Origin of the sequence: Shewanella sp. SM101 (assembly GCF_025654465.1) — a bacterium.
In the GTDB taxonomy this organism is placed as follows: Bacteria; Pseudomonadota; Gammaproteobacteria; order Enterobacterales; family Shewanellaceae; genus Shewanella; species Shewanella oncorhynchi.
In genome coordinates this window covers 51,519-76,619 of sequence record NZ_JAKKRH010000011.1, presented here as the reverse complement: position 1 = coordinate 76,619, position 25,101 = coordinate 51,519, and the positions used below count along the sequence as shown (strand labels likewise).

20 protein-coding genes and 1 pseudogene are annotated in these 25,101 nt (G+C 45.7%); 9 read left to right on the top strand and 12 right to left on the bottom strand.

What is annotated here, in order from left to right; genetic code table 11:
• Window positions 1-105: 105 nt before the first annotated feature.
• A complete protein-coding gene (locus L5M38_RS08060; RefSeq protein ID WP_263178749.1) occupies window positions 106-873 on the top strand; it encodes an AraC family transcriptional regulator in 768 nt (255 codons plus the stop codon).
• Between the two features lie 75 nt (window positions 874-948).
• Here L5M38_RS08060 and L5M38_RS08055 read toward each other — a convergent pair whose 3' ends face one another.
• Complete coding sequence (locus L5M38_RS08055; protein ID WP_263178748.1) at window positions 949-1,860, bottom strand: DMT family transporter; 912 nt, start codon at window positions 1,858-1,860, stop codon at window positions 949-951.
• A 192-nt stretch (window positions 1,861-2,052) separates the two neighbouring features.
• Here L5M38_RS08055 and L5M38_RS08050 point away from each other — a divergent pair.
• Both L5M38_RS08050 and L5M38_RS08045 read left to right on the top strand, forming a co-directional pair.
• Window positions 2,053-2,912 (top strand): annotated as a pseudogene (locus L5M38_RS08050) (helix-turn-helix transcriptional regulator).
• A 115-nt stretch (window positions 2,913-3,027) separates the two neighbouring features.
• Entirely contained in the window at window positions 3,028-3,501 is a 474-nt protein-coding gene (locus tag L5M38_RS08045; RefSeq protein WP_006082658.1) for an NYN domain-containing protein, read from the top strand.
• 94 nt (window positions 3,502-3,595) lie between these two features.
• Here L5M38_RS08045 and L5M38_RS08040 read toward each other — a convergent pair whose 3' ends face one another.
• From L5M38_RS08040 to L5M38_RS08015, 6 genes are all read right to left on the bottom strand, one after another.
• A complete protein-coding gene (locus L5M38_RS08040) occupies window positions 3,596-4,072 on the bottom strand; it encodes a group I truncated hemoglobin (RefSeq protein WP_263178747.1) in 477 nt (158 codons plus the stop codon).
• The gene (locus tag L5M38_RS08035; RefSeq protein WP_263178746.1) at window positions 4,069-4,950 is read right to left on the bottom strand and encodes a DUF3034 family protein; all 882 of its coding nucleotides are present in this window, start codon (window positions 4,948-4,950) and stop codon (window positions 4,069-4,071) included. Before L5M38_RS08035 ends, L5M38_RS08040 begins: the two co-directional genes overlap by 4 nt.
• 76 nt (window positions 4,951-5,026) lie before the next feature.
• Window positions 5,027-7,333: a GGDEF domain-containing phosphodiesterase gene (locus L5M38_RS08030; RefSeq protein WP_263178745.1), complete on the bottom strand. Its 2,307-nt coding sequence runs from the start codon at window positions 7,331-7,333 to the stop codon at window positions 5,027-5,029.
• Window positions 7,323-8,000 (bottom strand): methylamine utilization protein, encoded by a 678-nt coding sequence (locus tag L5M38_RS08025; protein WP_263178744.1) that lies wholly within the window; start codon window positions 7,998-8,000, stop codon window positions 7,323-7,325. The genes L5M38_RS08030 and L5M38_RS08025 overlap by 11 nt, the downstream gene beginning before the upstream one ends.
• Before the next feature lie 442 nt (window positions 8,001-8,442).
• Complete coding sequence (locus L5M38_RS08020; protein WP_263178743.1) at window positions 8,443-11,601, bottom strand: efflux RND transporter permease subunit; 3,159 nt, start codon at window positions 11,599-11,601, stop codon at window positions 8,443-8,445.
• A gap of 13 nt (window positions 11,602-11,614) precedes the next feature.
• Window positions 11,615-12,853, bottom strand: a complete 1,239-nt coding sequence (locus L5M38_RS08015; protein ID WP_263178742.1) for an efflux RND transporter periplasmic adaptor subunit — start codon at window positions 12,851-12,853, stop codon at window positions 11,615-11,617.
• 418 nt (window positions 12,854-13,271) lie between these two features.
• On the opposite strand from L5M38_RS08015, the gene L5M38_RS08010 reads away from it, so the two are divergent.
• On the top strand, window positions 13,272-13,895 hold the full coding sequence (locus L5M38_RS08010) for a TetR/AcrR family transcriptional regulator (RefSeq protein WP_028761413.1): 624 nt from the start codon (window positions 13,272-13,274) through the stop codon (window positions 13,893-13,895).
• 93 nt (window positions 13,896-13,988) lie between these two features.
• Here the strand turns inward: L5M38_RS08010 and L5M38_RS08005 are convergent, their stop codons facing one another.
• Window positions 13,989-14,876 (bottom strand): LysR family transcriptional regulator, encoded by an 888-nt coding sequence (locus tag L5M38_RS08005; RefSeq protein ID WP_263178741.1) that lies wholly within the window; start codon window positions 14,874-14,876, stop codon window positions 13,989-13,991.
• A gap of 90 nt (window positions 14,877-14,966) precedes the next feature.
• On the opposite strand from L5M38_RS08005, the gene L5M38_RS08000 reads away from it, so the two are divergent.
• Together L5M38_RS08000 and L5M38_RS07995 are read left to right on the top strand one after the other, a co-directional pair.
• A complete protein-coding gene (locus L5M38_RS08000; RefSeq protein ID WP_131523267.1) occupies window positions 14,967-15,401 on the top strand; it encodes a PACE efflux transporter in 435 nt (144 codons plus the stop codon).
• 327 nt (window positions 15,402-15,728) lie between these two features.
• Complete coding sequence (locus tag L5M38_RS07995) at window positions 15,729-16,553, top strand: substrate-binding periplasmic protein (protein ID WP_263178740.1); 825 nt, start codon at window positions 15,729-15,731, stop codon at window positions 16,551-16,553.
• A 28-nt stretch (window positions 16,554-16,581) separates the two neighbouring features.
• Here the strand turns inward: L5M38_RS07995 and L5M38_RS07990 are convergent, their stop codons facing one another.
• On the bottom strand, window positions 16,582-17,472 hold the full coding sequence (locus L5M38_RS07990) for a LysR family transcriptional regulator (protein ID WP_028761417.1): 891 nt from the start codon (window positions 17,470-17,472) through the stop codon (window positions 16,582-16,584).
• Window positions 17,473-17,612: 140 nt separating this feature from the next.
• Between L5M38_RS07990 and L5M38_RS07985 the strand changes: the two genes are divergently transcribed.
• Window positions 17,613-18,869 carry an adenylosuccinate synthase gene (locus tag L5M38_RS07985; protein ID WP_263167036.1) on the top strand — a complete coding sequence of 419 codons (1,257 nt, stop codon included), beginning with the start codon at window positions 17,613-17,615 and terminating at the stop codon, window positions 18,867-18,869.
• Window positions 18,870-19,021: 152 nt separating this feature from the next.
• Here the strand turns inward: L5M38_RS07985 and L5M38_RS07980 are convergent, their stop codons facing one another.
• Window positions 19,022-20,002, bottom strand: a complete 981-nt coding sequence (locus L5M38_RS07980) for a chemotaxis protein (RefSeq protein WP_028761419.1) — start codon at window positions 20,000-20,002, stop codon at window positions 19,022-19,024.
• Between the two features lie 352 nt (window positions 20,003-20,354).
• Here L5M38_RS07980 and L5M38_RS07975 point away from each other — a divergent pair, with 352 nt between their 5' ends.
• The gene (locus L5M38_RS07975) at window positions 20,355-20,786 is read left to right on the top strand and encodes a thioesterase family protein (protein WP_131523263.1); all 432 of its coding nucleotides are present in this window, start codon (window positions 20,355-20,357) and stop codon (window positions 20,784-20,786) included.
• Between the two features lie 192 nt (window positions 20,787-20,978).
• On the opposite strand, the gene L5M38_RS07970 is transcribed toward L5M38_RS07975, so the two are convergent.
• Window positions 20,979-22,472, bottom strand: a complete 1,494-nt coding sequence (locus tag L5M38_RS07970; protein WP_263178764.1) for a putative bifunctional diguanylate cyclase/phosphodiesterase — start codon at window positions 22,470-22,472, stop codon at window positions 20,979-20,981.
• A gap of 90 nt (window positions 22,473-22,562) precedes the next feature.
• The gene (locus L5M38_RS07965) at window positions 22,563-23,405 is read right to left on the bottom strand and encodes an HDOD domain-containing protein (RefSeq protein WP_263178739.1); all 843 of its coding nucleotides are present in this window, start codon (window positions 23,403-23,405) and stop codon (window positions 22,563-22,565) included.
• Between the two features lie 328 nt (window positions 23,406-23,733).
• Between L5M38_RS07965 and yegQ the strand changes: the two genes are divergently transcribed.
• Window positions 23,734-25,101, top strand: coding sequence for a tRNA 5-hydroxyuridine modification protein YegQ (gene yegQ / locus L5M38_RS07960; RefSeq protein WP_263178738.1), 1,368 nt, complete (start codon window positions 23,734-23,736; stop codon window positions 25,099-25,101).

Below are 25,101 nucleotides of genomic sequence, written 5' to 3'. Positions count from 1 at the left end.
TTACCGAAATGTCGCTCCATACTTGTCAAAGATGGCGCAGTATAGATAAAATCCAAATGTGTCCATTAGCAACACTTAGACAAAAAACATCAAAAAAAGGACAAAATGGCCTTTATTCTACCTGAACAGCAATTTAATCCAGACCAGCTGGATAATCTGGTCATTGGCATTGCCGCAGATATGGGCGAACACGACTCGGGAGTGCATCACCACAGGAAGGCGCAACTGCTGTACGCCCCCACTGGCGTGATGAGATTCACCCTAGCCGATACTCAAATGGTGTTACCGCCAACGCGTGCGGCTTGGTTGCCAGCTGGCGTTAAGCACAGCGTCACCATGCGTAATGTGGTTGCCTATCGCTCACTCTACTTTGAACCTGAAACCGTCAGCTCATTGCCCGATAAAGTCACTATTTTCCATGTAAACCCGCTACTCAAAGCGTTAATCGACACTATGTCGTTTTGGCCATGGGACAAACCAAGAAGCACTCAGCACAATGCCTTTTTGCTGCTCTGCGAAGAATTGGGCCATGCCGCGGAAGAAAATCTGGCTTTACCCCTCCCACAGGATAAACGTTTAAAAACCTGGCTTGCGCAACTGCAGCAACACCAAAAACCGCCAGCTAATCTTAAGGATATGGCAGTAGAAATCGGAGCCAGTGAACGCACAATTAGCCGCATTTTTAGCGCACAAACGGGAATGGCTTATCAAGCCTGGCGCCAGCAATGGCGCTTACTTGCGGCCATAGAACAATTAGCAACGGGAACCTCGGTGGCGCAGGTAGGCTTTAATTTACAATTTTCCAGCGACAGTGCCTTTATCAGCTTTTTTAAGCAATATACCGGCACTACTCCGGCACAATATTTCAAATAAGTACTGCCTCGACTGACTTAAAATCGTCGAATCGAGCCTTGCCTCATATGCACTTTCATGACGCTAGCTGCGACGTTAAGCTTTCACCGCTGGCGTGGCAGAAGACTTAAACCAAGCAAGCGGTTTTTGACGGCGCGTTAACATGTTTCCGAGCGCGACCAGCAAGAGTCCCACGCTTGAATACCAAGTCCACTGATAATCCTCAAACACACTCGATACACTTAACGCCACCACAGGGGTTATCACCAACAGATACGCAGCGGCATTAGCGCCAATTCGCTCAACCAAGATCAAATAAGCGGTAAAGCCAATCACTGAGGCGATAACAGCTAAGTAAAACAAGCTGCCAAGATAGCTGGTTGTCAGCGGTAAACTAAAGCTTAAATCTTTAAACCAGATGATGAGCAGTAACGCCGCACTGCCATAGCACATGGCATAGGCTGTTGAGGTAAAGGGCGACATATTATCGCGCGAGTTGCGCATACTGATCATGTTACCAATCGAGAAAAACCACGTACCTAACAGCGAAAACAATAAGCCCCACACTAAATTTTGTGACCACTGAGTCGCGAGCAAATCGGCACCAAAGAGTAAGCTAATGCCCCCCAGACCGACACCGACGCCTAACCAAAAATTACGACTAGTTGGCGTACCGTAAAAAATGCGGCCATGTATCGCATTAAAAATGGGGGCAGTGGCCATAATCACCGCCGTTAAACCGCTGGCGATATAATGGGTTGCGGTATAAAACGCGATAAAGTTCAAACAAAATAGACACACGCCTTGTAGTGCAAACCAAGGATGCTGCCTAAGCTTTACCGCTTGCAGCTTGTTAAAGGCAAAGCCAATGGCGAACATCAAGAGACTCGCAATCGCAAACCGATAGAAAATCGAGACTTCCGTCGCCACCTCACCGTGCTGCCACTTAATGGCAATCCACGAAAAACCCCACACAAAAATCATCAGCAAATACATCACAGCAGCCATAATGAGTCCCCTACACCTTCATAAAATGCTTAATAAGGCAGACTATACAGCGATGGCTTTCGTCCTTATGTCACCATCTTGTTGGCCATAACACGATATTGCGGTTTTAATCGCGAACGGACGTTGAGCCACGCCCATAAGTGCGATAATTTGGACTGACAAAATGCTTAGCCAGTGAGATAACAAGGACCCATGGAGCCCAAATACATCAGTTTTGATAAATCCGCCAAAACCTGTATTCGTAAACAAGCGATTACGGAGGATTTATCTTGGGCCCATTATCAAAATGCGGGCGAGCGTCTGTATTACCAAAACGATGCACAACATACGCTGAGCATGTACTGGATGGCGGCTACGAAACCCACAGAACCGATATCAAGGCAGACTATGGCGCGCCCAGTAAGTTTTGCCTTATGCCCCAAGGCTGCCAAAGCCATTGGCAACTGGGACAACCGCAGCAGTTTATGCATTTGTATTTTAGCGATGAACATCTTAAAAAATTGGCGGTGCGAGTCTTTGATAAAGATCCACGCCAAGTGCGTTTACCTGAGTTGACCTTTGTCGATAATCCGAGATTAGAGGCGCTGTTTCGGCACCAAGTTGCCGAGCTCGATTGGCAGACGAGTGATCAGCATCTGATGATGGAACAAGTAACCGACACTGTGCTGGTGACTTTGCTGCAAAGTTCCGGCTTTAATTTGTCGGTGGGGTCAATTAAGGGTGGGCTCGCACCTAAAGTGGCTAAAGCGATCAAAGAGTTTATTCATTGCCATTCCCATCGGCAGATTTACTTGTCTGAGTTGGCCGAGCTTGCCCAACTGAGCGAGTACCATTTTTGTCGCATGTTTAAATGCCAATTTGCGATGACGCCGCAGGAGTATTTGCTGCAAGTGCACATTGAAAAGGTCAAACAAAGCTTGAGCCATTCAACGCAATCCTTGACCGATATCGCCCTCAATAATGGCTTTGCCAATCAAAGTCATATGGGGCGTTACTTTAAAAAACTCTGCGGCATGTCAACGGGCGAATATCAAAAATACCATAGAAGCTAACATACGCTTTGGGTTCACAATCTCGACGGCTGAACCCAACACTCTAACATCCTTGAAAACCCTATTGCCTCGATATGCTATAGTGCCCTTACTCCCCTAGCCGCTGGAAAACGCCTTGAAAAAAATCGCTTTATTTGTCGATGTACAAAACATCTATTACACCTGCCGCGAAGCCTATGGCCGCCAATTTAATTATCGTAAACTGTGGCAGCACTTAGGCTACGAGGGAGACATAGCGTTGGCCGTGGCTTATGCCATCCATAAAGGCGACGATGGGCAATTGAAATTCCAAGACGCACTAAAGCACATAGGTTTTGAGGTGAAGTTAAAACCGTTTATTCAGCGCAGCGATGGCTCAGCCAAAGGCGATTGGGACGTGGGGATCACCATAGATATTATGGAAGCGGCGAGTGAAGTGGATACAGTGATCTTATTGTCTGGTGATGGCGATTTCGATTTATTGCTGCAAAAAATTCATCAAAAGTATGGCGTTGAAACCCAAGTGTATGGCGTTCCTACCCTGACGGCTAAATCCTTAAGGGATGCAGCCTCTCAATTTCATCCCATAGATGAGGCGTTATTGCTCTAGTCACAAGACAAAAAATGCGGCTACTCATCACACTAACAGCATCAAACACCTTAGCCATATTTAAAGGCCACTTTTTGATAATACAAACAACACACTAGTGATAGGTAATGTCCGTATACATAGGGGCGAGACGTTTTAGAAAGGCATTACGGGTCGATAGCGGAATATGTTGCTCTTTCATCGATTCAATCAAATGGCCGACTAAGGCATCGAAATCCGCTTGAGTAATATTCAAGCCTCTATGACTGTGCGCCATACTTTCGCCGTGATACACGCAGCCGCCATCGGCAACCAGACAAAAATGTTCAATGGCACGCTCACGAAATAACGCAATATCTGTCTCTTGAAAGTGATGCACTATGCGTGGATCGGTGGCAATACGAGCCAGTAAACCATCGACTATCGCCGATACGCCTGCGTTACCACCTAAATCTTGGTATAAGGTTTGATGGCTTGCGGTTTGGCGACTCGAGTGAGTTTGTGATGCTGAGGTTTCGGTCGTTTGCACCGCACAGCCAGTGAAAAAAAACACTGCGACGAAAGGTATTAGCTTCACCCGTAAACGCCTCATAACGCCCCCTCCACCGACAGGTACCAACCCCGTTGCTCTTCAAACCCCGCAATACTGCCCAAATTCGCATAGGCCGTAACCACGGAAAAATGCTTATTGATAAACCACGCTAAAAACACATCTTGCCAATCATCCTCCTGGGCAAAAGCTAACTCATCGGGTTTCTGGCGATATTCGATACCCAGTGCCACATTATCCGTCAGCAATACCGCGGCAGAGGCTTCGAGCACAAACTGGTAATCATGATTGGCTTGAGTACCAAAACCCAATAAACCCGTTTGATTCGCCTTGGTCGCGCGCACGGTCCCATTGAGTAATACATTTCGTCCCGCTACCGCATCAAAAAATACTTTGCTGGCTGCAATATACACATCTAAACCCCAATCATCCCGCGCCCCAACCGCCTGAGGAATCTCAAAGTCATCGACTCTTTTATACTGGGCACCTAAGGTAATTTGCGGCATAGCCGTATAAAGCAGCTCTCCGGTAAGCTTGTATTTTACGCCGAAGATATCTTGGCCTAACTCGCCGCCCATAGTATCCAAATCAAAGGTTTGCCGCGCAACGCTGAGCTCGAATCGATTATCAAAACTCAATGAAGCGCCAATCACTTTCAGCGTAAAGTCATCGACATAAACGCCTGTCGCCATCGCTGTAGCGGACCATTCATCGCTACTGCCATAACCGTTGATCACCGCCCACGGCACTATGCCACCGCCAGCACTGCCCTCAATCGTCGTCCCGCCGCCAGTCGCAACCACGCGGCTACCTTCGGCAAACGCAGGAACAGTACCCAATAGTAAAAATAGGCAAAACAAGGCCTTAACATAATTCCAAGTTAATGAATTCAACTTCAATGCATTTATGGAAATGTTCACTTGATGCTCCGCTCTAATTCTTTCGACGATGAATCGTTAGTCTAACGTCTTTGCATATTGACTTGAGTAAACGCGCTTATGCATCAGAGGCATTTGGATGGTTAAACGCCTCGAACCACAGATCAAATTCAGCCGCTTTTAAGGGTTTCGAAAACACGTAACCTTGAATGATATCGCAATCAAGATTACGCAATATCTCAACACCTTCTTGTTCTTCAACGCCTTCGGCTACTACGGTAAAACCTAAGCCATGGATCAATTTAATACTCGTATCGACTATCATCACATCTTGGCTATCCGTGAGCATGTCTTTGATAAAGCTGCGATCAATTTTCACCTCATTAACGGGTAAAATTTTCAAATAGGCTAATGATGAATGACCTGTGCCAAAATCATCAATGGCAACAGACACGCCCATGTCACGAAATCGCTGTAATACACTCACCACAGTCTGTGCATCTTTCATCACGGCGCCTTCAGTGACTTCGATACAGAGTGCACCGCTTGGCAGATTATTGTCTTTCAGTAAAATGGCGATTTGATTCGGTAAGCGAGTATCGACTAAATCATGGGCCGACAGGTTAATAGCCAGTTTTAGCACCATACCCCGCCGCTGCCATGTCACTAATTGCTGAATTGCCTGCTTCAATACCCACTGGCTAACAATATCAATGTTGCCTGAATTTTCAGCCAGTTGGATAAATTCATCGGGCGGAATAAACCCTAGCGTAGGATGTTGCCAGCGGATCAATGCTTCGGCGCCAGTGCACTGGTTTAGGCGTAAATCCACTTTAGGTTGGAACACTAAATACAATTGGTTTTGCGCTAAACCTATAGGCAAATCACGGATAATCGTCAGCTCACGCTGGTATTTCTCATCGGCGCCTTGACGATAACTGACGATGCGTTGCTCTTCGAGACAGGCTTGATTGAGGGCAATTTCGGCGCGGCGCACCAATACATCGATATCAGCACCATTACCATCGATTTCAAGTAATCCCGCACGCACGGTAAGAGAAATATTTGAGCCTTGGATTGGAAAGGGAGACTCCAGCATATCCAATGACTTCAGTAAATGTTCGGGGCGAATACCTTGACTATACAGAAGTAAAAATGAGTCACCGTCTAAACGCGCCAGTAAATCCGGTGTCGGTGCTAATTGCTCTAGGCGACGAGCAAAAAGCAGTAATAAAGTATCGGCGTTGGCAAAACCAATAATATCGTTGATATGGCGGAAATGTTTAATATCTAACAACACCATAGCACCGGATAATTTATCGTTAAGATCCGCCAAATGCTGTTTTGCGGCAAAACGATTGAGTAAACCTGTCAAGCTATCGTGGCGAGATTGGTAGACTAAATCCTTTTCCCGCGCTTCAATATCATCGCGCATTAAGGACAAACTCTTGGCCAACACCCTCAGCTCTGCTGGCGCACCTTGAATATTGGCAGGCTGCTTACCTTGACCGATTTTGCGGGCATAATTCACTAGTTGATGCACGGGTTCAGTCAAACTGCCCGACAACCAAATCGCAATCGCAATCGCCAGTGCTAAGGTCAAAGCAAAAATCAGCAGCATATTATTGCGTAGTTGCTGATAACTTTGCTGCCACTTGAGGTTTGATTGATGTAGTAGCGCTAATTGGCTGCCGTTGTGATCATAAAGTTTGATGCCCATAGACAGATGATCTACGGGAATACTTTCACTAGGCATTTTCAGCAAGCTAGGCAATAAGCTCGCCTGCTCAATTACACTTAACTTTTCATTATCTGATAAGGTTGAAGCTATTTCAGTGCGGCCCGTTGCCTGATTGACAAAACTCACATCAATGCCCGTAATAGCTTTAGCTTGTTGGGCGACCTTCTCATCCAATAAAAAACCCATGCCAACCCAAGCGATTAAGGTCGGCGCCTTCACCGGCTGCAGCACAAACTGATAGCTAGCATGATCAAAATTAAGGATAGCTAACGCATTATGATTGCTGGTGGTCATATTAAATAAGGATTGAATATCATCCTGAGTGAGTCCGGGCAAACTCGAGGTCAAGAGATCCCCTTTAGGTGATAACAATACAGCGGCGTCGGCACCAATACGAGATCCATGATTAGATAACACTGACTCAATGGTTTCTTGCTCACCAGTAGCAATCGCGCGCTTAAAACCAAAATCGGCACTGAGTACGGACAAACTTTGACTGAGCTGAATACCGCGATTCGATAACACTTCGAGAAACACATTCGCGCCAATATCGAGGCTTTTCTGTTGCTGTAAAAAGTTATCTTTTTCGGTCGCTGTCAACACAGAAAATGCTGTGGCAAATTGCACTAACGTCAGCACAATAAAGAAAACTAAAATCAACCGAGCGCGAAAACTATTTAGCATGTAATGGCTTACCTTCAGAATCGTAGTGACCAAATCCCGACGGCGGCGACGACGGTTTAGCTTGACGCTCAATGTCTAAAGACAGACTGAGTTGATTAGGACCATTAGCGATCAGTAAATCCGTTGGCTCTGATGCCGCCTTCTGCCATGGATGCCAGCGCTTAACTTTATATTGACCGGCGATAAGTCCCTTAAACTGGAGCTCACCTTTTTCGTCCGTCACCGCGACAATAGGGCTATCTGCCACATAGATAAATGCTTGCATATAATCGTGAATATTACAGCCAAGCGCGACCAAACCGGGTTTATCGAACTGAATCGGCGCTTCGGCCTGACCCACATACAATTTAAGTTCGAAAGGTTTAGCTTCTGAAAAAGAATACACATGGTGACGAGTACGATCTAAGTTGGGAAAATCCACCTTTGCACCTTTAGGCACCGCCAGCACAAAGGGGATAAAGGTTCGATTTTTTTGCGACATTTCATAATGCTCGATAGGTATTGCATTATCGGGCATCACTGCAGGGATCAGCTCCACAACAGTATCGGCAATGGCCTGTTGTTGCAGATCTACTACATTAATATTGAGTTCAGCAGCCATGACTTGAGGCGTGAAATAGATCAAAACGCAAAGTACTAACGCATATAAAACGCGATATAGGATCATCCGTTACCTCGGGCATAGTGATGCAAGGCCAACAAGTACCTTAGCTGAGTTCTGCGTAAAAAAACGATCTAGATTCATCTAGCATTGTACATTACTAATACATTGAATAATCATCAAATTATATAGAAAAGTCGTAAAACAGTAACCATTCTAATCATACTGTGATAATGACGCGCTCAAGTGGCAATAAGTTATAAGCTAACAGAATGGTCTGGTAATAATTATTCATTGTTTCTTATTGATGATCCAGAAAATACCAACGATATTCCTCATTTCTGGTTTTAGTTTTAATCTGGCGAGCAATACCATCACTAAACATCAATTGACCTAATGTTAATTAACCCCAGCTAAAGATAGTCAAATCTAATCGCTCTCGCCGTGAATAAACAAAAAAGGCCTACTCAATGTAGACCTTTCATGTGTTTTCAACTAGAAAACAAGCTTAACCGACTGTTATCTCTTTATACTCATCGGCTTTTTTACCGCCTCTCTTTGCTAAGGCATAGTAAAACAGCGGCGTTAGGATAAGACCAAAAACTGTCACCCCTATCATACCGGCGAATACTGCCACGCCCATGGCTTGGCGCATCTCGGCGCCCGCGCCAGTGGAGAACACCATAGGCACCACTCCCATGATAAAGGCGATAGATGTCATCAAGATAGGACGTAAACGTAATCTTGCTGCCTCTAATATCGCCTCCATAGGTGCCATACCATGGTCTTGTTTCTCCTTTGCAAACTCGACAATCAAAATAGCGTTCTTAGTCGCCAGCCCCACCAGCACTATCAGGCCAATTTGGGTGAAGATATTATTATCCCCACCGTAAATCAGCACACCACTGAGGGCTGAAAGTAAGGTCATTGGGATGATTAAGATAATCGCCAATGGCAAGCTTAAGCTCTCGTACTGGGCGGCTAGCACCATAAACACTAAGATGATCACCAGCGGGAAAACCAAAAGACCCGTATTGCCCGCGAGAATTTGCTGATAGGTCAGCTCGGTCCACTCATAAGTCATACCATTAGGTAAGGTTTCAGCCAAAATTTTCTCAATCGCCGCCTGCGCTTGGCCTGTACTCACTCCGAGCGCTGGACCACCGTTGATTTCAGCAGTCGTGAAACCGTTATAGTGCATCACTCTGTCTGGGCCTGAACTTTGGCTGACGTTGATGAACGAACCTAGCGGGATCATGTCACCATTCAGATTCGGCACCTTTAGCTGGCTTATCTGTTGCGGACTTTGGCGGAACGCCTCGTCGGCTTGCATATTCACCTGATAGGTTCGACCGAACCGATTGAAGTCGTTGACATAGGTCGAGCCCATATAGGTTTGTAATGTCTGGAAGATTTGATCGAGCGACACTGCCTGCTGTTTCGCTTTAGTCCGATCGATATCCAGTTCAAGTTGTGGCACGTTCACTTGATAGCTAGAGAAAACGCCAGCTAACTGAGGATCGGCCCACGCCTTGTACATCACTTGTTGGGTCACCTGATACAAGGCCTCATAACCAAGGTTGGCTCTGTCTTGAATTTGCAGACGGAACCCTCCTATGGTGCCGAGGCCTTGCACAGGTGGCGGCGGGAAGATGGCAATAAACGCGTCTTGAATAACAGCAAATTGCTGATTCAATTGTCCTGCAATGGCATTCGCCGACAGTTCAGGACTGGTACGCGAGTCAAAATCATCGAGCGCAACAAACACCACGCCTGAGTTAGGACTATTGGTAAAACCGTTGATGCTAAGGCCAGGGAAAGCAATCGAGTGCGCGACTCCGGGGTGATTTAGCGCAATCTCAGACATCTTCTTGATCACACTATCCGTACGTTCAAGGGATGCCGCATCGGGCAACTGAGCAAAGGCCACTAAATACTGTTTATCTTGGCCGGGTACATAACCCGTTGGTGTATTGGCAAATTGCACACCCGTTAACGCCACCATGCCTAAATACACTAGGCCAATAATGCCGCCAAAACGGATCACCTTACGCACTAACCAGCCATAACCATCGGATGCACGGTTAAATAAACGATTAAAAGGCACAAATAACCAAGCACCAAACAACTTATCCATTAGACGGGTTAAGCCGTCCTTAGGTGCATCATGGCTCTTGAGTAACTGCGCCGATAATGCCGGACTCAAAGTGAGTGAGTTAATCGCCGAGATAAAGGTCGAGATAGTAATAGTCAAGGCAAACTGTTTATAGAACTGCCCGGTTAAACCGCTCATAAAGGCCGTTGGAATAAACACCGCCGCCAGCACTAAGGTGGTTGCCACAATCGGGCCAGTCACTTCCTTCATCGCCTTTTGCGTTGCCTCTACTGGGCTTAATCCTGCGGCAATATTACGCTCGACGTTTTCGACCACGACGATGGCATCGTCAACCACGATACCAATGGCGAGCACCAGCCCAAATAGCGACAAGGCATTTAACGAGAAACCGAGCAGATGCATAAAGGCAAAGGTACCGACCAAAGACACAGGCACGGCCACCAGCGGAATAATCGATGCGCGCCAAGTTTGCAGGAATAGCACCACCACTAACACCACCAGCAACACGGCTTCGAGCAGGGTTTTTACCACAGCTTCAATCGAGCCACGCACGAACACTGTTGGGTCGTAAACGATTTCGTACGTTAATCCTTCAGGGAATCCTTTAGACAGCTCTGCCATTTTGGCGCGTACATCGTCGGAAATCTGAATCGCGTTAGAACCCGATGCTTGGAATACAGGAATAGCGACCGCATCCTTATTATCGAGTAAAGAGCGCAGCGCATAACTCGTTGCCCCGAGTTCCACCCGCGCGACATCTTTAAGGCGGATCACCTCAGCATTCTGACCAACTTTAATGATAATATCTTCAAATTCAGACAGTTCAGTTAAACGGCCTTTCACGTTAATCAAAAGTTGAAAGTCAGCACTACCACTGGGCTGCGCGCCTAAACTGCCCGCTGCTGCCTGTTGGTTTTGCTCACGTACGGCGGCAATAATGTCTGCGGGCGATAAACCCAGCGCCGAGACTTTATTCGGATCGAGCCAAATTCGCAGACTGTATTCGCCGGCGCCAAACAAGCGTACCGCGCCGACACCGTTAATCCGTGCGAGTTCGTCTTTGACGTTTAGCGCCGCATAGTTAGACAAATACAGCATGTCGTAACGGTTATCCGGCGATAACAAATGCACCACCATGGTGAGATCCGGCGATGATTTTTCAGTAACAATACCTAAGCGTTGTACTTCCTGCGGCAGACGGGGCATAGCCCTATCCACTCGGCTCTGCACTTGGGTTTGAGCCTTATCCACATCCGTGCCAATCGCAAAGGTGATGGTCAAGGTCATGCGTCCATCGGACGTCGCCTGCGATGACATATACAACATGTCTTCGACGCCGTTAATTTCCTGCTCCAGCGGCGAAGCCACAGTTTCGGCAATCACTTTAGGGTTAGCGCCAGGATAGTTAGCGGTGACCACTACGGTTGGCGGTACCACCTCGGGATATTCGGTAATAGGCAACTGCCAAACGGCAATCGCCCCAGTGATAAAAAACAGCAATGACAGTACGGCTGCAAATATCGGTCTTTTAATGAAAAATTGCGACAACATAGTGTGTTATTCCTTAACCGCGGCTCGCCGTTTCGACCGCTTGCGCCGTCAAATGCTCTTGGTTTTTATCGAGTATTAACTGGGCTTGGCGTAGCGCCTCGAGCTTGTCGCTGTCGACCATGTCCACTATGTTTGGCTCAATTTGCATCTTAGGACGTACGCGTTGCATACCGTTGACGACGATCTTGTCATCGGCCATCAAGCCTTGGGTCACGATGCGCAGTCCTTGGACTTTTTCGCCTAAGGTCACGCCGCGATATTCGACCGTGCCATCATGACCGACGACCAGCACAAACTTATTATTGAGATCTGTGCCAACCGCTTTATCGTCAATCAAGATCCCCTCATAGGCGCCACTGCCCGCAGTACGAAGACGCGCAAACAAGCCTGGCAATAGGTTATTGTCTTCATTGTTAAAAGTCGCACGAACTCGAATAGTACCCGTCTGCTTATCCATCGCATTATCCACAAAGTCGACCATGCCAATATGGTGATAATCGCGCTCATTGGCTAAAGCCATGTAAACAGGATTATCGCCAGCACGGGGATCGTTACGTTTGTTCTGCGCAGTTAACTTCACGTATTTAAGGTAGGTTTGCTCGTCCACATCAAAATAGGCATACATGCTGGCGGTAGAGACTAAGCTGGTCAGCACACTCTGCCCTGCGGTGACATAGTTACCCGCAGTGACGTTAGCGTAGGATACGCGGCCATCAATCGGCGCTTGCACTTGGGTATAAGCTAAATCAAGCTCGGCGCGCATGAGTGCCGCTTTCACCGAAGCGACGGCCGCCGCAGTCTGACGTTTGTTCGACTCACGGGTATCGAGTAACTCGGCCGAGACCGCCTTTTGGTCAAATAATTTATGTGCCCGTTCAAAGTCATTAGTGGCCAGTTGCTCTGCAGAGAGTGCGCTAGCAAGATCTGCTTTTAACCGGGCCACTTCCACTTCAAACACGCTTGGATCGATGCGAAATAACACCTCGCCTTTTTTCACTAAGGCGCCTTCTTTAAAATTTACTGAGTCGATATAACCCGACACCCGCGGGATAAGGGTGACACTTTCTGGCGCCTGTAAACGACCGGTAAACTCATCCCATTCGGTGACTCGCTCATGCAATACCTGAGCGACATCCACCTTAGGCGCACTCGGTGCAGGTCCCTGCTGCGCTGTTTGCTCACCACAAGCTGAAAGGACGAAAGCAGCCACAGCCGTTAACATCATTATTCGTAAAGGTTTGTTACTCATCATATTACTATCCTCAAAGTGGCGGGCATTTCACGCTGTTCGAACCACACACATGCAGTTGTGTTACAAACCAAACCAATTAAATACCGACTGGTAAAAAATATTATGTACTGGACGGTAATATATAGCGTAAAATGATGCTGTCAACAAATTTATGTACCGAACGGTATTTAATTAAAAGTGTGCACTTACCCTAGGCAGGCAATGCGTCCAGAGGCAAAAGGCTACGAGTTTGAACTGCAAAGCATTTTGATGAATATTGAAGCAAACACTGACTAACGCAGATAACATGCTGAACTTAGGTGACACCTTGAATGACTAAGTAGACATATCCCCCTAAGTCCATCATAGGTGGCAAGTGTGGCTGGACAGGGACTAAACCCATGTCTATCCTAGGGGCAATTGAGAATTGAGGAGCCTAATGATGTCAACCGTCACCCAGACGCCCTGTGTTGGTCGCCCACGAGCTTTTGACACTGACGATGCATTAGCAAAAGCCTTAGAAGTCTTCTGGCTCAAAGGTTTTGAAGGTACATCGTTAACCGATCTCACCCAAGCTATGGGCATTAATAAACCTAGCCTTTATGCCGCTTTCGGTAATAAAGAACAGTTATTTCTCAAAGCGATAGAATTGTATGAACAGCGCCCCTGTGCGTTTTTCTACCCGGCACTGGAACAGAAAACCGCCTATCAGGTTATCGAGTCAATGCTACTCGGTGCGGCAAGCTCTTTGGTGGATAAAAGCCATCCACAGGGATGTTTGATTGTTCAAGGGGCACTCACCTGTAGTGAAGCAGGACAAGCGATTAAAGACACTTTGATTAATCGTCGCCGCGATGGTGAAATAGCCCTGTGCGAACGACTGCAACGCGCCAAAGATGAAGGTGATTTGCCCGCTGACGCCGATCCCTTGCTGCTTGCCCGTTATATAGGCACTGTATTGCAAGGTATGGCCGTACAAGCGACCAGTGGAATTTGCCCGAATGAACTGCGCAAAGTGGCCGAACTAGTGCTGGCTAACTTTCCGCGTAATGATGAATCCTGATTCACCAATCCTGATCCACAAAAACTAAACCCCAGTAGAGTACTCACTTAACTGGGGTTTTATTTATGCTTTGCTTTATTTCTGTCCAACCATTTATTTCTGTCCAACCAAGAGTTCTCTAAACAGTTGTCTGAGTCGTTTCAATAATGGCAGGCTGCTTTTATCTTGATGCTGGATCACATCGACGTTTGCATACCAGCCTATCTGCTCAAATTCTATGGGGACGCGAGTTAAGTTACCCGATGAAACTAAATTGGACGCCATATGCTCGGGCAATAGACACCAACCATGGCCCTGTAATGCGAGCTCCAATAACACGTAATAGTTATCGGCATACCAAACATCAGGACTGAACGCCTGCTGAAAACTACTGGTTTTAGTATTCCGTGAGCGGATAAGTAATTGTCGATACAGTCGCAATGAGTCCATATTCGGTGCAACTGATTTTGCTAAGGGATGCGAACTCGCCACATAAAGATCGAATTGAATCACCCCAATACTCTCAAAATCTATACTACTTGGCATAGATAATTCACTAAAAATCAATCCTGTAGATGCTCTTCCCGAATGCACCATGTCGATAATATCTATGCTTGAGGCACTGAGAAACTCAAGTTCGATATTAGGGAAATCACCTTCTAACAACCGAATAATTTCAGATATTCTCTGTATCGGAATGCCTTCATCCATCGCAAGGCACACTTCTGAAGATTGACTACTGAAGAGCGATAAGGCGGTATGTTTGAGCCTACGATGTTGAAGAATCGTCGCTCTTGCGTAGGGCAGTAATTTACTACCTTCGGCCGTTAATACCGGATAACGACCCGAACGGTCAAATAACTCAACCCCACAGTCAATTTCAAGATTCATCACATGCTGGCTAATCACGGATTGTGCTTTCTTAAGTTGCCTTGCAGCATTCGAAAATGAACCCGATTCTACGGTTTCCATAAAGGCTTCGAGTTGTTCGAGACTAAACATATCGCTTTTACCGATACTATCTAACTATAACTTATCCCTATACTAGATAAAATTATGGCCATAGTCACATTAAATGAATGGGAAATAGCCATGAAAACGACAGAACGTATCTTTAACGCCTTACTCTTTGAAGCGATTGCACTCGCTATTATTATCCCCGTTTCTACCCTTATATCAGGCAAGGGAACCAGTGAACTCGTCATAGTTGGTATCGCTTTGAGTCTTTATACCGTGGTATGGAACTACTTCTACAACCTAGGATTCGACAGGGTATTTGGGGCAAATCGAGAGCAACGTACTTTGAAAACCAGAATACTGCATACCTTTGGATTTGAAGGGGGACTTATTTTCATTAGCATACCGACCATCGCCTGGTTTCTACAGATAGGTTGGTTGGCAGCCATGGGCTTAGAAGCGGTTTTTTTGATCTTTTTCTTCTTCTACAGCACCCTATTCCATTGGTGCTATGACAAATATCAGCCCTACAAGACTTGGTTTACTATGCAAGCCACTAAGGTCAAATAGCGCAGCTAAGATCAACACACATCACCATCAAACGAACCTCACTAAACAATTTAGCGATTCGTTTGATGGCAACATTGAAACTTATCCATTTCAATTTCTTCTACTTAGCAAGAAAGCTAAGCCAGTTCATGTGTTACCCAGCGTAAAATTCCCCTTAAACACAGTACATAAAAATAATAGACCCGCACACAGTAAACTGAGGTTGTTAAAATATCCTATTAACATCACAAAAGGACTAACTATCAGTAATTAATATTCAAATCATTAGTCTAGATATAATTCTTTATGCTATAAAAGCCATATATTAAGCGGGGAGATGGAAGCAAAATGCGCGCAGGGAACAGAATGAAGCTCAGGATGCAGCAGGCATTAAATTTGCCGTCAGCATTGATACTTAGCATCGTTTTATTGCTCGTATCCATTATTTGTAACATGGCACTCGCTAAAGAAAGCAATGCAATACCAGCAGAATCGCAACCTCAAGCCATAACCTTAGCTGCAGAAGACAGTTGGCCACCTTTCGCCAATCAGTTTGGTCAAGGTATTTCCCATCGTTTAATCCAAGCCGCATTTAAACAGTCGCATATTGAAGTGAATAGCTTAGTTGTGCCCTACTCCCGCGCCTTAATGATGGCGGAAAAAGGTGCAGTTGATGGGGTGTTTAACGTCACCCGCGAGAACAGTACTGAGCAACGCTTCATCTTTGGAAACACCCCATTATTTATCGCCACGGCTTCTTTTTATCAAAAGAAACAAAAACCTATTCTGGCAGACAATAAATGGGCGCTACCTAAAGGCACCGTTATCGGCGTGATTAAAAGCTATGAATATGGCGATGAGTTTCCCACATTAGTTAAACAGCAACAGCTCAATATCGTCACCGTCGCCAACCAACAACAGCTCATCAATTTATTATTGATTGGTCGCATAGATGCCGCCTTGATGTTCGACTTAGTCGCGAAGGAAAACCTGAAAAAAATGGGGGTAGATGATGAGATTATTCCTGCATTTGCTAACCACAGCAGCGATATTTTTTTGGCCTTCTCGAAAGGAAATCCGCAAGCACAAACCTTAGCGACCCAACTCGACGCTGGCTTATCACAGCTAAAAGCCACAGGCCAATACGACAAACTGCTCTTAGTCGCTGACTAATCGCCTATTACTACGAGCGAATGATAGATTACCGCTGCGAGCGAATGATCTCTTGATTCACCCAATATAACAGCTGCTTAATAGCCTTCGACAGGATCTGATTCTGGCGCACAATATAACCTAAACTCGTTGTAGGGAATTGCGGTAGAGGAGTGACTTTAGTGGTGAGATTCGCCTTAGTGTAAACCGAAAACTCCGGTACGATAGCCACACCAAATCCCGCCTCAGCCCAATCGATTTGCGCGTCAACACTACCGACTTCCATTATTCTGTAATTCGATAAGTTCAGCGACGGCAATGCGGGATCGAGCAATTCGCGGGTTCGCGTATCGTGTCCTAATAAAATCAACGTCGGTTGCTCGGCTAAGGGCGTATCCACAGAGGGTTTTGCCTGCTGCCATTGCTGTAAATTATCTCCGATTGCACACCATTTAATCTGTTGTAGCTCAGTAAAATGCAGTGGCTGGCTTTCCTTCTGCGCAATCACAAACCCTAAATCTGCCTCGGCATTTTTCACCAATTCAGAGGCTTGTGATGAGGTTGTGTTGAGCAGTGAGAAATCTATTCCCGGAAACTCCGCCTTAAAGAGCTGAAACGGCTGGATCAACAATAACCGCGAGATAATATCGCTGGCGGCAATGGTCAAGGTGCCTTGGCTAAGGTCATTAATCGCATTGAGATCCGCCTGACAAATTTGCAGCTCCATTAACGTCTTCTGACTGCTCTCTAACAGGCGAAATCCCGCTTGCGTTAATCGAAAGGGATTACGGTCAATCAACTTGACTCGAGTGCTTTGCTCTAACTGCTTAATATGCAAGCTAACATTGGGCTGCGTCATGTGCAGCGCTGTGGCCGCTTTCCCAAAATGCTTGTATTCAGCTAAAGTCACGAAGGTCTTTAACCAATGGATATCGAGCATAACGTCACCTTTTGCAAAGTATTAGAGTTAATGATAGCCAATGATATATGAAATTCTTATTGGGATGATAACCATAATTAATTTCTCTTATTCAAATGACGGGTCTAGCATAGCGTCTTAATCAATGAGGAGATGTTGTTATGCCGTCGATCGTGGTTGTGGGTGCAAATTGGGGTGATGAAGGCAAAGGCCGCATCGTAGATTATTTAGCCGCGGATGCCGCTGCCAGTATTCGCTTTCAAGGTGGTAACAACGCTGGCCATACCGTCGTAAACGACTATGGCACCTTTAAATTACACCAATTACCGAGTGGCATTTTCAACTCTAACTGCGTTGCAGTTTTAGGCCCTGGCATGGTGATCAGCCCTGAAAAACTCAGTGTAGAAATTGCTGAAGTGCAAGCGGCTGGCATTGAAGTCAAATTATGCATTTCTGACCGTGCTACCTTGTGCTTACCTCTACATGCATTAGAAGATACCTTAGAAGAACAACGTCTTGGCGACCTCGCCTATGGTTCAACCCGTCAAGGGATTGCACCAGCCTATGGCGATCGCGTGATGAAAAAAGGCATTTTAGTCGGCTGGTTAAACCAACCTGAAGTGCTGCAAGAGCGCATTCAATTTATGCTCGACTGGAAATTACCGCAGTTAAAAGCACTTTATCCAAGTTGCGATTTTAATCAAACCGCCGCCGAAATGACCGCATGGTTATTAGAAGTGACGGCACCTTGGCGTCCGTTTATTTGTAACGTGACAGAGCCATTAAAAGCATTACAAAAACAAGATGCGAGCTTACTGTTTGAAGCGCAATTAGGTGCTGGCCGCGACTTAGTCTACGGCGAATATCCTTATACCACATCTTCAAACGTGACTGCGGCTTACGCGGGTATCGGCAGCGGTTTACCAGCTCTGCGTCCAGAGCGCGTAATTGCTGTCGCAAAAGCCTTTAGCTCATCAGTCGGCACAGGTACGTTAGTGACCGCAATGGAAGAGCAAGACGCCTTCCGCGAAAATGCCAACGAGTTTGGTGCAACGACAGGCCGTCCACGTGACATGGGTTACTTCGACGCTGTTGCCACCCGTAATGGTGTTGAGCTACAAGCAGCAACCGAAATTGCCCTGACTAAGATTGATTGTCTTTCTGGCATGAAAGATCTGAAAATCTGTGTTGCCTATGCTGGTGAACACACTGAGAACCCAATTTGGCCACAAACTGCTGCGTTAAGCCCAGTGTATGAGCAAATGCCAAGCTGGAGCGAAGATATTACTGGTTGTCGCACCTTCGAAAGCCTGCCAGTCGCCGCACAACAATATGTTGAACGTATTGAAGACTTAATGGGTGTACGCGTTAGCATGGTTTCTGTTGGACCAGAGCGCGATCAAATGATCATTCGCTAGTAAACAACGTTTACCCTACAAAAAAGCCATATTCGCCTCGGTGAATATGGCTTTTTACTTTGATATGGTTTGTCATTGAAGAATCACTCAAGACGTTGATAGAGATGACTCGAATACCCCATATTCAAATATCGCCGCTAAGTGAAATAGCATTACTCTTCGAATACGTATTTATCTATCATACCGACCATACGACCAATTTCTGGTTTAGTAATGGTATCGTTAGCACCTAATGCCATCGCCTTTGCGCGGTTATCTTCACTCATTAAAGAGGAAAACATCACAATTGGCATTTGTCGATACGCCTTGGATTCTCTTAAGCGTTTCACCAAATGCATGCCATCCATGCGAGGCATCTCAACATCCGTAATAATGGCGCTGACAAAATCAGAGATAGAAGCATTATCTTGGTCAGCAAGATTCTCAAATTCCATCAGCATTTCAAGGGCATCACCACCATCTTTGGCTGTGATAATGTTGTAACCTGCGCTGCGAAGGGTATTTTCGATCATCTTACGAATAAAAGCGGAATCATCGACAATTAAAATCGTTTTCGCTTCACGTTTCGCCAGCATTTTATCATTGATCAGTACACTTCTATCGAGCGTGACATCGTACTTATCCATACTCAGTTCAGGATTAATGTCAGCAATAATTTTCTCAAAATCCAATATCATAATGAGCATGCCATCACGGCGCACTACAGCAACGACACAATCATTTTCACCCGCTTCTAAAAATTGACTCGGCGATTCAACTTGCTCCCACGACACTCTATGGATGCTACGAACACTATCGATTAAAAATCCATTAATCATCTTATTAAAATCAGTCACTATGACCACTTTGTGGGTTAAATCCTCAGGTGTCGATATTCCGAGCCAACCGGCAAGATCGACCAAAGGGATCAACTTTTCTCGCAGCGAGAACACCCCAACCATGTGCCGCTGGGCATTGGGATAATCTGACGTTTCTGGCACCCTAATGACTTCTCTCACTTTGGCGACATTAATACCGTAATGGCACACCTTATGGCCACCGTTAGGAAGTGTCTTATGTAGATGAAACTCAATAATTTCGAGTTCATTTGTGCCACTCTCAGTCAATATTTCTGATTTTTTAATTTCGCTCATATAAAGCTCTCAACCTAGCAAATCAACGTAAGAAAGGGATTGCAGTTATCAGTATAGGAAGGGATTAATGAATTAGGCACGATAGTGTGATTTTACTGCCTGATTAGCGTGATATTTTTTGGGTAACAAGCATTTTATCTATAAGCAGAAAAGCGTCACATAATCGAATCTAATGACGATTTCAGTCGTCACATTGTCAATCATCTCCAGATTAAGCATCGCCGTTGCCGACCTAAAGTAGTCTGCACATTTCCTTTAACAGCGCTTTTGTCTCTCCGCATTAGAGGTTTTGTTTTAAGAGATAAGCCGCTAGACTATTGCGCAATAAAACTATCTAGCATAGCCGTAGCCCATGCCGCAATTTAGCCCGACCTTTTATTTCCCAGTGCAAATCTACTATGAAGATACTGATTTTTCTGGCGTGGTGTATCACCCCAACTTTTTGAAATACTTCGAGCGAGCCCGTGAGCATGTGATTGGTGCTGAGCGTTTAAGTGCATTATGGCAACAAAACCAACTGGGTTTTGCTGTGTATCGTAGCGATATGCTGTGCCATGAGGGGGTGGAATTTGCCGATATTATCGATGTACGGACTAAATTTTACTTTGAGAGCAAGTATCGCACTGTGTGGCAGCAGGAGATTTGGCGCCCACAGGGTAAAAAGCCTGCGGTCACGGCAACCATTGAAATGGTGTGTATGAATCAAGCCCGTCAACTAGCGCCTATGCCGGCAGAGTTAATAGCCGTCTTAAGTGAGGGTTTTCTTTCAAGCGAACAGAACTAAAATTCTTACATACAAGTACACGCACGATTTTCTGAGCTTATTTCGACATCAGCAAAGGCAACAAAAATCACTCAAAGAAGTACAACTCAAATAGCGATAACTGGACAGTATTAAGGCTCGACTGCAAGCCTTAATACTCTTGATTTAACGAGCATTTGATTTAACGAGCGCTTACTTTAATGAGCACAAGGTTTAGATTGTATTATGTAGTTGGGCCCAGTTCATTTCGAGTTCGGCGGCACTCATGGGCTTCGCGTAATACATACCTTGTATAGTATCAACCCCCATAGCCACTAACCTATCTCTAATCTCAAGCGTTTCAATTCCTTCAACAGTTACCTCATAACCGAGTTTTTTGGCAATATTAATACTGGCTTCGAGGATGTATTCCGATGGTTTATCCTGCTCCAGATCCTTTAAAAAGGCTTTATCAATTTTGACTTCATTAACGGGTAAATGCTTTAAATAAGCTAAGGAAGAATGACCCGTACCAAAATCATCAATTGCAAGTCTAACCCCTAAGGCACGTATCTTTCCTAACGTCTCGACCGCCTTAGTCAAATCCGCCATTAAGGTGCTTTCAGTAATTTCGATCATCAAAGATTCGGGTGGGAGCTGGTAATAGGCTAATCTTGCAGCAATTTCTTGGGGTAAGGTTTCACTGTCAAGGTCCCGTGTCGACAGGTTAACTGCAACACACAATTGTATCCCCGCCGCGCGCCATTTTGCCTGCTGTGCTAAAACCTGATCGAGTGCCCATTGGCTGACTAAATCAATCATGCCAGCATATTCAGCCAAGGGAATAAATTCTCCAGGAGAAATAATCCCGAGTTCGTCATGCTCCCAACGCATCAAGGCTTCAACCTGAAAACATCGACCCGTGGCAATATCCTGTTTAGCTTGATACACCATATATACTTGATTACGTTGCAAACCTTTAGGCAAACTATCGATAATTTTCAGTTCCCTTAACTGACGAATATCATCATTTTGGGCATAGTAAGCAATCACACTACGAGAATGGCGGGCTTTCTTCAGCGCCAAATCGACTCGACGTAGCATCTGACTCGTGTCGGCGTGGTGTTCTTGTAAATGCAGACAACCGATTTGAAGCTTAACGCTGACTGGCGTGTTCTTAATGTTAAAAGGCACTTGCAACCGCCCTCTTAGGTGGACTAATTGCTCCTCAGTCAACGCTTGCTCGTAATACAAACAAAATTCATCACCATTGAGGCGTGCGATTAATCTCGGGGATAAACTTAAGCTGTTTAAGCGTTCGGCAAATTGCTTCAGCAGGATATCGCCAAATACAAAACCAAAGAGATCATTTACATAGCGAAATCGATAAATATCAATTAGCACTAATGTCCCTTGAGTCAGCGGCATCATGCCAGTAAGAGTACGTTTCAAGCCGACACGATTAACTAGTCCTGTTAGCTTATCCTTACCCACACTTGCCGGTAACGCCTTTAATAATTCATCTAAGGTATGGTAGAGAGGAGCAAACGCTTGGGGGACGATGCCAATGTCTAAAGCTTGGCGTTCAACCTTTTGCTGCTCTAGCTGGGTACAAAGCTGTGCTAAGAATTTTTGCTGCGACCGTAAAGATCTGTATTTTGCCTGCAGGATATACAATGAGAATATCAATAAAGCGAGAGAAGCGACAACTAACCCGATTACGAACATACCTTGGCCTCTGCCATACCACGTAAGCTTTTTCTCAAATGACACGATAAAAGATATCAGCGCCATTTGAATTCCATTTAGGCCTAACGATTATTGGTAACTTTCTCTAATTGAATGGAATTTATCCATAAACTCATCACTGGCTAAATCATCGGTCGTCACAGGTAATCCACGGGCGACAAACACACCGAGACGTTGCTCTAGTTCAGTGCCCGCTCGCAATTCACCGGTATAAAAGGCCGCTGCACGAATAAAGTCAAGATAGGTGACATGATCGGGTAGATAAGGTAAATCAGCCCAACGCTCAACCACTTCCATCACTTCGGTAGAGAAATCCCAACTTTTCAAAACAGCACGACCCAAAGGCCCTTGCATTTTACGTACGAGCGCGCGTAATTGATCAATGCTAGTGAATAAATGGGGATGCGCCTCTGCTTCTGTCAATACAGGTAAGGCGCCAATGTTATGCACGAGTCCAGCTAAGGTTAAGGTATCAAAATTTAACCGGCTGGTTGAATGACGCTTATTGTACATCTGCAGCATGGCACAAGACGCAGCGGTTACATCGATTGAGGTACGCCACACTTCATCCATGACTTCCCACACCATTTCATTGGTGGAAATGAATAATTGCTCCATCGCCACCGAAGTGGCAATGCTTTTAATCTGGATTAACCCAATACGAGAAACCGCACTGTTGATACTTTCAGCGGGTACGCCTCGGCTATATGACGCGCTGTTGGCGACCTTAATAATACGCGCAGAAATCGCGGCATCTTGGCCAATCACTTCAGCCACTTGTTTAAGGCTCGCATCGGAGCGTCCAACCACTTCTTGCACCCGCATCGCCACTTCAGGCAAGGTCGGTAGTACTAAGGCATCGTCTTTTAGTTTTTTTAATAAACTGACTAACAGTAGATGTTCGGTAGACATCTTAACTCCCATCAATCTGTAAACATCAACATTGGATTGTTGGAGTATATCAGTTGGCTGTCATTAGATGCGTAGAAAAAACAGCAGACGTTAATAATTTGTATGATTGCGTTATCAATTTTGCCTTACTTATCTGTCTTGATCATCGACCTCAATCATCACTCAAGTTGAAATATTCCGCTCCAGTCGATCTAAGTAAAACTCACTATATTCGTAAAATGTGAAGTACTGCTAAAGTTAACTAAGGCAATTTGCATACCCCTACTTTCATTGTGTAAAATGCCGCCCCCGCGCACCGCGTCATTTATTAACCCATTTGAGAGTGATTATGTTTAAACCTGAGCTGCTGTCTCCAGCTGGAACCTTAAAGAACATGCGCTACGCCTTTGCCTATGGCGCAGATGCAGTGTATGCCGGTCAGCCAAGATATAGTCTAAGGGTACGTAACAATGACTTTAAAATGGAAAACCTTGCCACTGGGATTGAAGAAGCCCATGCACTCGGTAAAAAGCTGTATGTGGTGAGCAATATCGCGCCCCACAATGCCAAGCTAAAAACCTATATCAAGGACATGGAACCCGTTGTGGCGATGAAGCCTGACGCACTGATCATGTCCGATCCCGGTTTAATCATGATGGTGCGTGAAGCGTTTCCTGATCAAGTGGTGCATTTATCCGTGCAAGCGAATGCCATCAACTGGGCCTCGGTAAAGTTTTGGCAAACCCAAGGCATCAAACGCGTGATCCTGTCACGCGAATTGTCCTTAGATGAAATCGAAGAAATTCGTCAGCGCTGCCCCGATATCGAGCTTGAAGTGTTTGTGCATGGCGCCCTGTGTATGGCGTATTCAGGCCGTTGTTTACTCTCGGGTTATATCAATAAACGCGATCCTAATCAAGGCACCTGCACTAATGCTTGTCGCTGGAAATACGATGTACACGAAGCGCAGCAAAATGACAGCGGTGACATCATTGCCATACCAAATCCGGTGCAAATTGAAACGCCAACGACCTTAGGCGCAGGCGCCTCCACAGATCAAATTTACCTACTACAGGAAGCTAATCGCCCAGGCGAATACATGCCCGCCTTCGAAGATGAGCACGGCACTTATATCATGAACTCTAAAGACTTACGGGCCATTCAGCACGTTGAACGCCTGACTAAAATGGGCATAGACTCGCTCAAAATTGAAGGCCGCACTAAGTCCTTCTATTACGTTGCCCGTACCGCACAACTTTATCGCCGCGCGATTGAAGATGCTTCATCGGGTAAAGATTTCGACCGCAGTCTAATGAATCAATTAGAAGGCCTAGCCCACCGTGGTTATACCGAAGGCTTTTTACGTCGCCATGTGCATGATGAATACCAAAATTATGACTATGGCTACTCAGTTAGTGACACCCAACAATTTGTAGGTGAACTAACGGGCAAACGTAATCTTGCAGGATTGGCCGAAATTGAAGTAAAAAACAAGTTCTCCGTTGGCGACAGTGTTGAACTGATGACGCCGCAGGGCAATATCAGTTTGACGATTGAACAACTCGAAAATCGCAAAGCTGAAGCGGTTGAAGCCGGTTTAGGTTCGGGGCACACTGTATATCTACCCGTGCCGAAAGAAGTCGATTTGAGCCACGGTATTTTGCTGCGTAACTTGCCCCAAGGTCAGGATACTCGCAACCCACATGAACTAGGTTAA

Coding starts and splice junctions, on each gene's coding strand:
- L5M38_RS08060 (WP_263178749.1), top strand. CDS start 106: ATGGCCTTTATTCTACCTGAACAGCAATTTAATCCAGACCAGCTGGAT.
- L5M38_RS08055 (WP_263178748.1), bottom strand. CDS start 1,860: ATGGCTGCTGTGATGTATTTGCTGATGATTTTTGTGTGGGGTTTTTCG.
- L5M38_RS08040 (WP_263178747.1), bottom strand. CDS start 4,072: ATGAGGCGTTTACGGGTGAAGCTAATACCTTTCGTCGCAGTGTTTTTT.
- L5M38_RS08030 (WP_263178745.1), bottom strand. CDS start 7,333: ATGCTAAATAGTTTTCGCGCTCGGTTGATTTTAGTTTTCTTTATTGTG.
- L5M38_RS08025 (WP_263178744.1), bottom strand. CDS start 8,000: ATGATCCTATATCGCGTTTTATATGCGTTAGTACTTTGCGTTTTGATC.
- L5M38_RS08020 (WP_263178743.1), bottom strand. CDS start 11,601: ATGTTGTCGCAATTTTTCATTAAAAGACCGATATTTGCAGCCGTACTG.
- L5M38_RS08015 (WP_263178742.1), bottom strand. CDS start 12,853: ATGATGAGTAACAAACCTTTACGAATAATGATGTTAACGGCTGTGGCT.
- L5M38_RS08010 (WP_028761413.1), top strand. CDS start 13,272: ATGATGTCAACCGTCACCCAGACGCCCTGTGTTGGTCGCCCACGAGCT.
- L5M38_RS08005 (WP_263178741.1), bottom strand. CDS start 14,876: ATGTTTAGTCTCGAACAACTCGAAGCCTTTATGGAAACCGTAGAATCG.
- L5M38_RS08000 (WP_131523267.1), top strand. CDS start 14,967: ATGAAAACGACAGAACGTATCTTTAACGCCTTACTCTTTGAAGCGATT.
- L5M38_RS07995 (WP_263178740.1), top strand. CDS start 15,729: ATGCGCGCAGGGAACAGAATGAAGCTCAGGATGCAGCAGGCATTAAAT.
- L5M38_RS07990 (WP_028761417.1), bottom strand. CDS start 17,472: ATGCTCGATATCCATTGGTTAAAGACCTTCGTGACTTTAGCTGAATAC.
- L5M38_RS07985 (WP_263167036.1), top strand. CDS start 17,613: ATGCCGTCGATCGTGGTTGTGGGTGCAAATTGGGGTGATGAAGGCAAA.
- L5M38_RS07980 (WP_028761419.1), bottom strand. CDS start 20,002: ATGAGCGAAATTAAAAAATCAGAAATATTGACTGAGAGTGGCACAAAT.
- L5M38_RS07975 (WP_131523263.1), top strand. CDS start 20,355: ATGCCGCAATTTAGCCCGACCTTTTATTTCCCAGTGCAAATCTACTAT.
- L5M38_RS07970 (WP_263178764.1), bottom strand. CDS start 22,472: ATGTTCGTAATCGGGTTAGTTGTCGCTTCTCTCGCTTTATTGATATTC.
- L5M38_RS07965 (WP_263178739.1), bottom strand. CDS start 23,405: ATGTCTACCGAACATCTACTGTTAGTCAGTTTATTAAAAAAACTAAAA.
- yegQ (WP_263178738.1), top strand. CDS start 23,734: ATGTTTAAACCTGAGCTGCTGTCTCCAGCTGGAACCTTAAAGAACATG.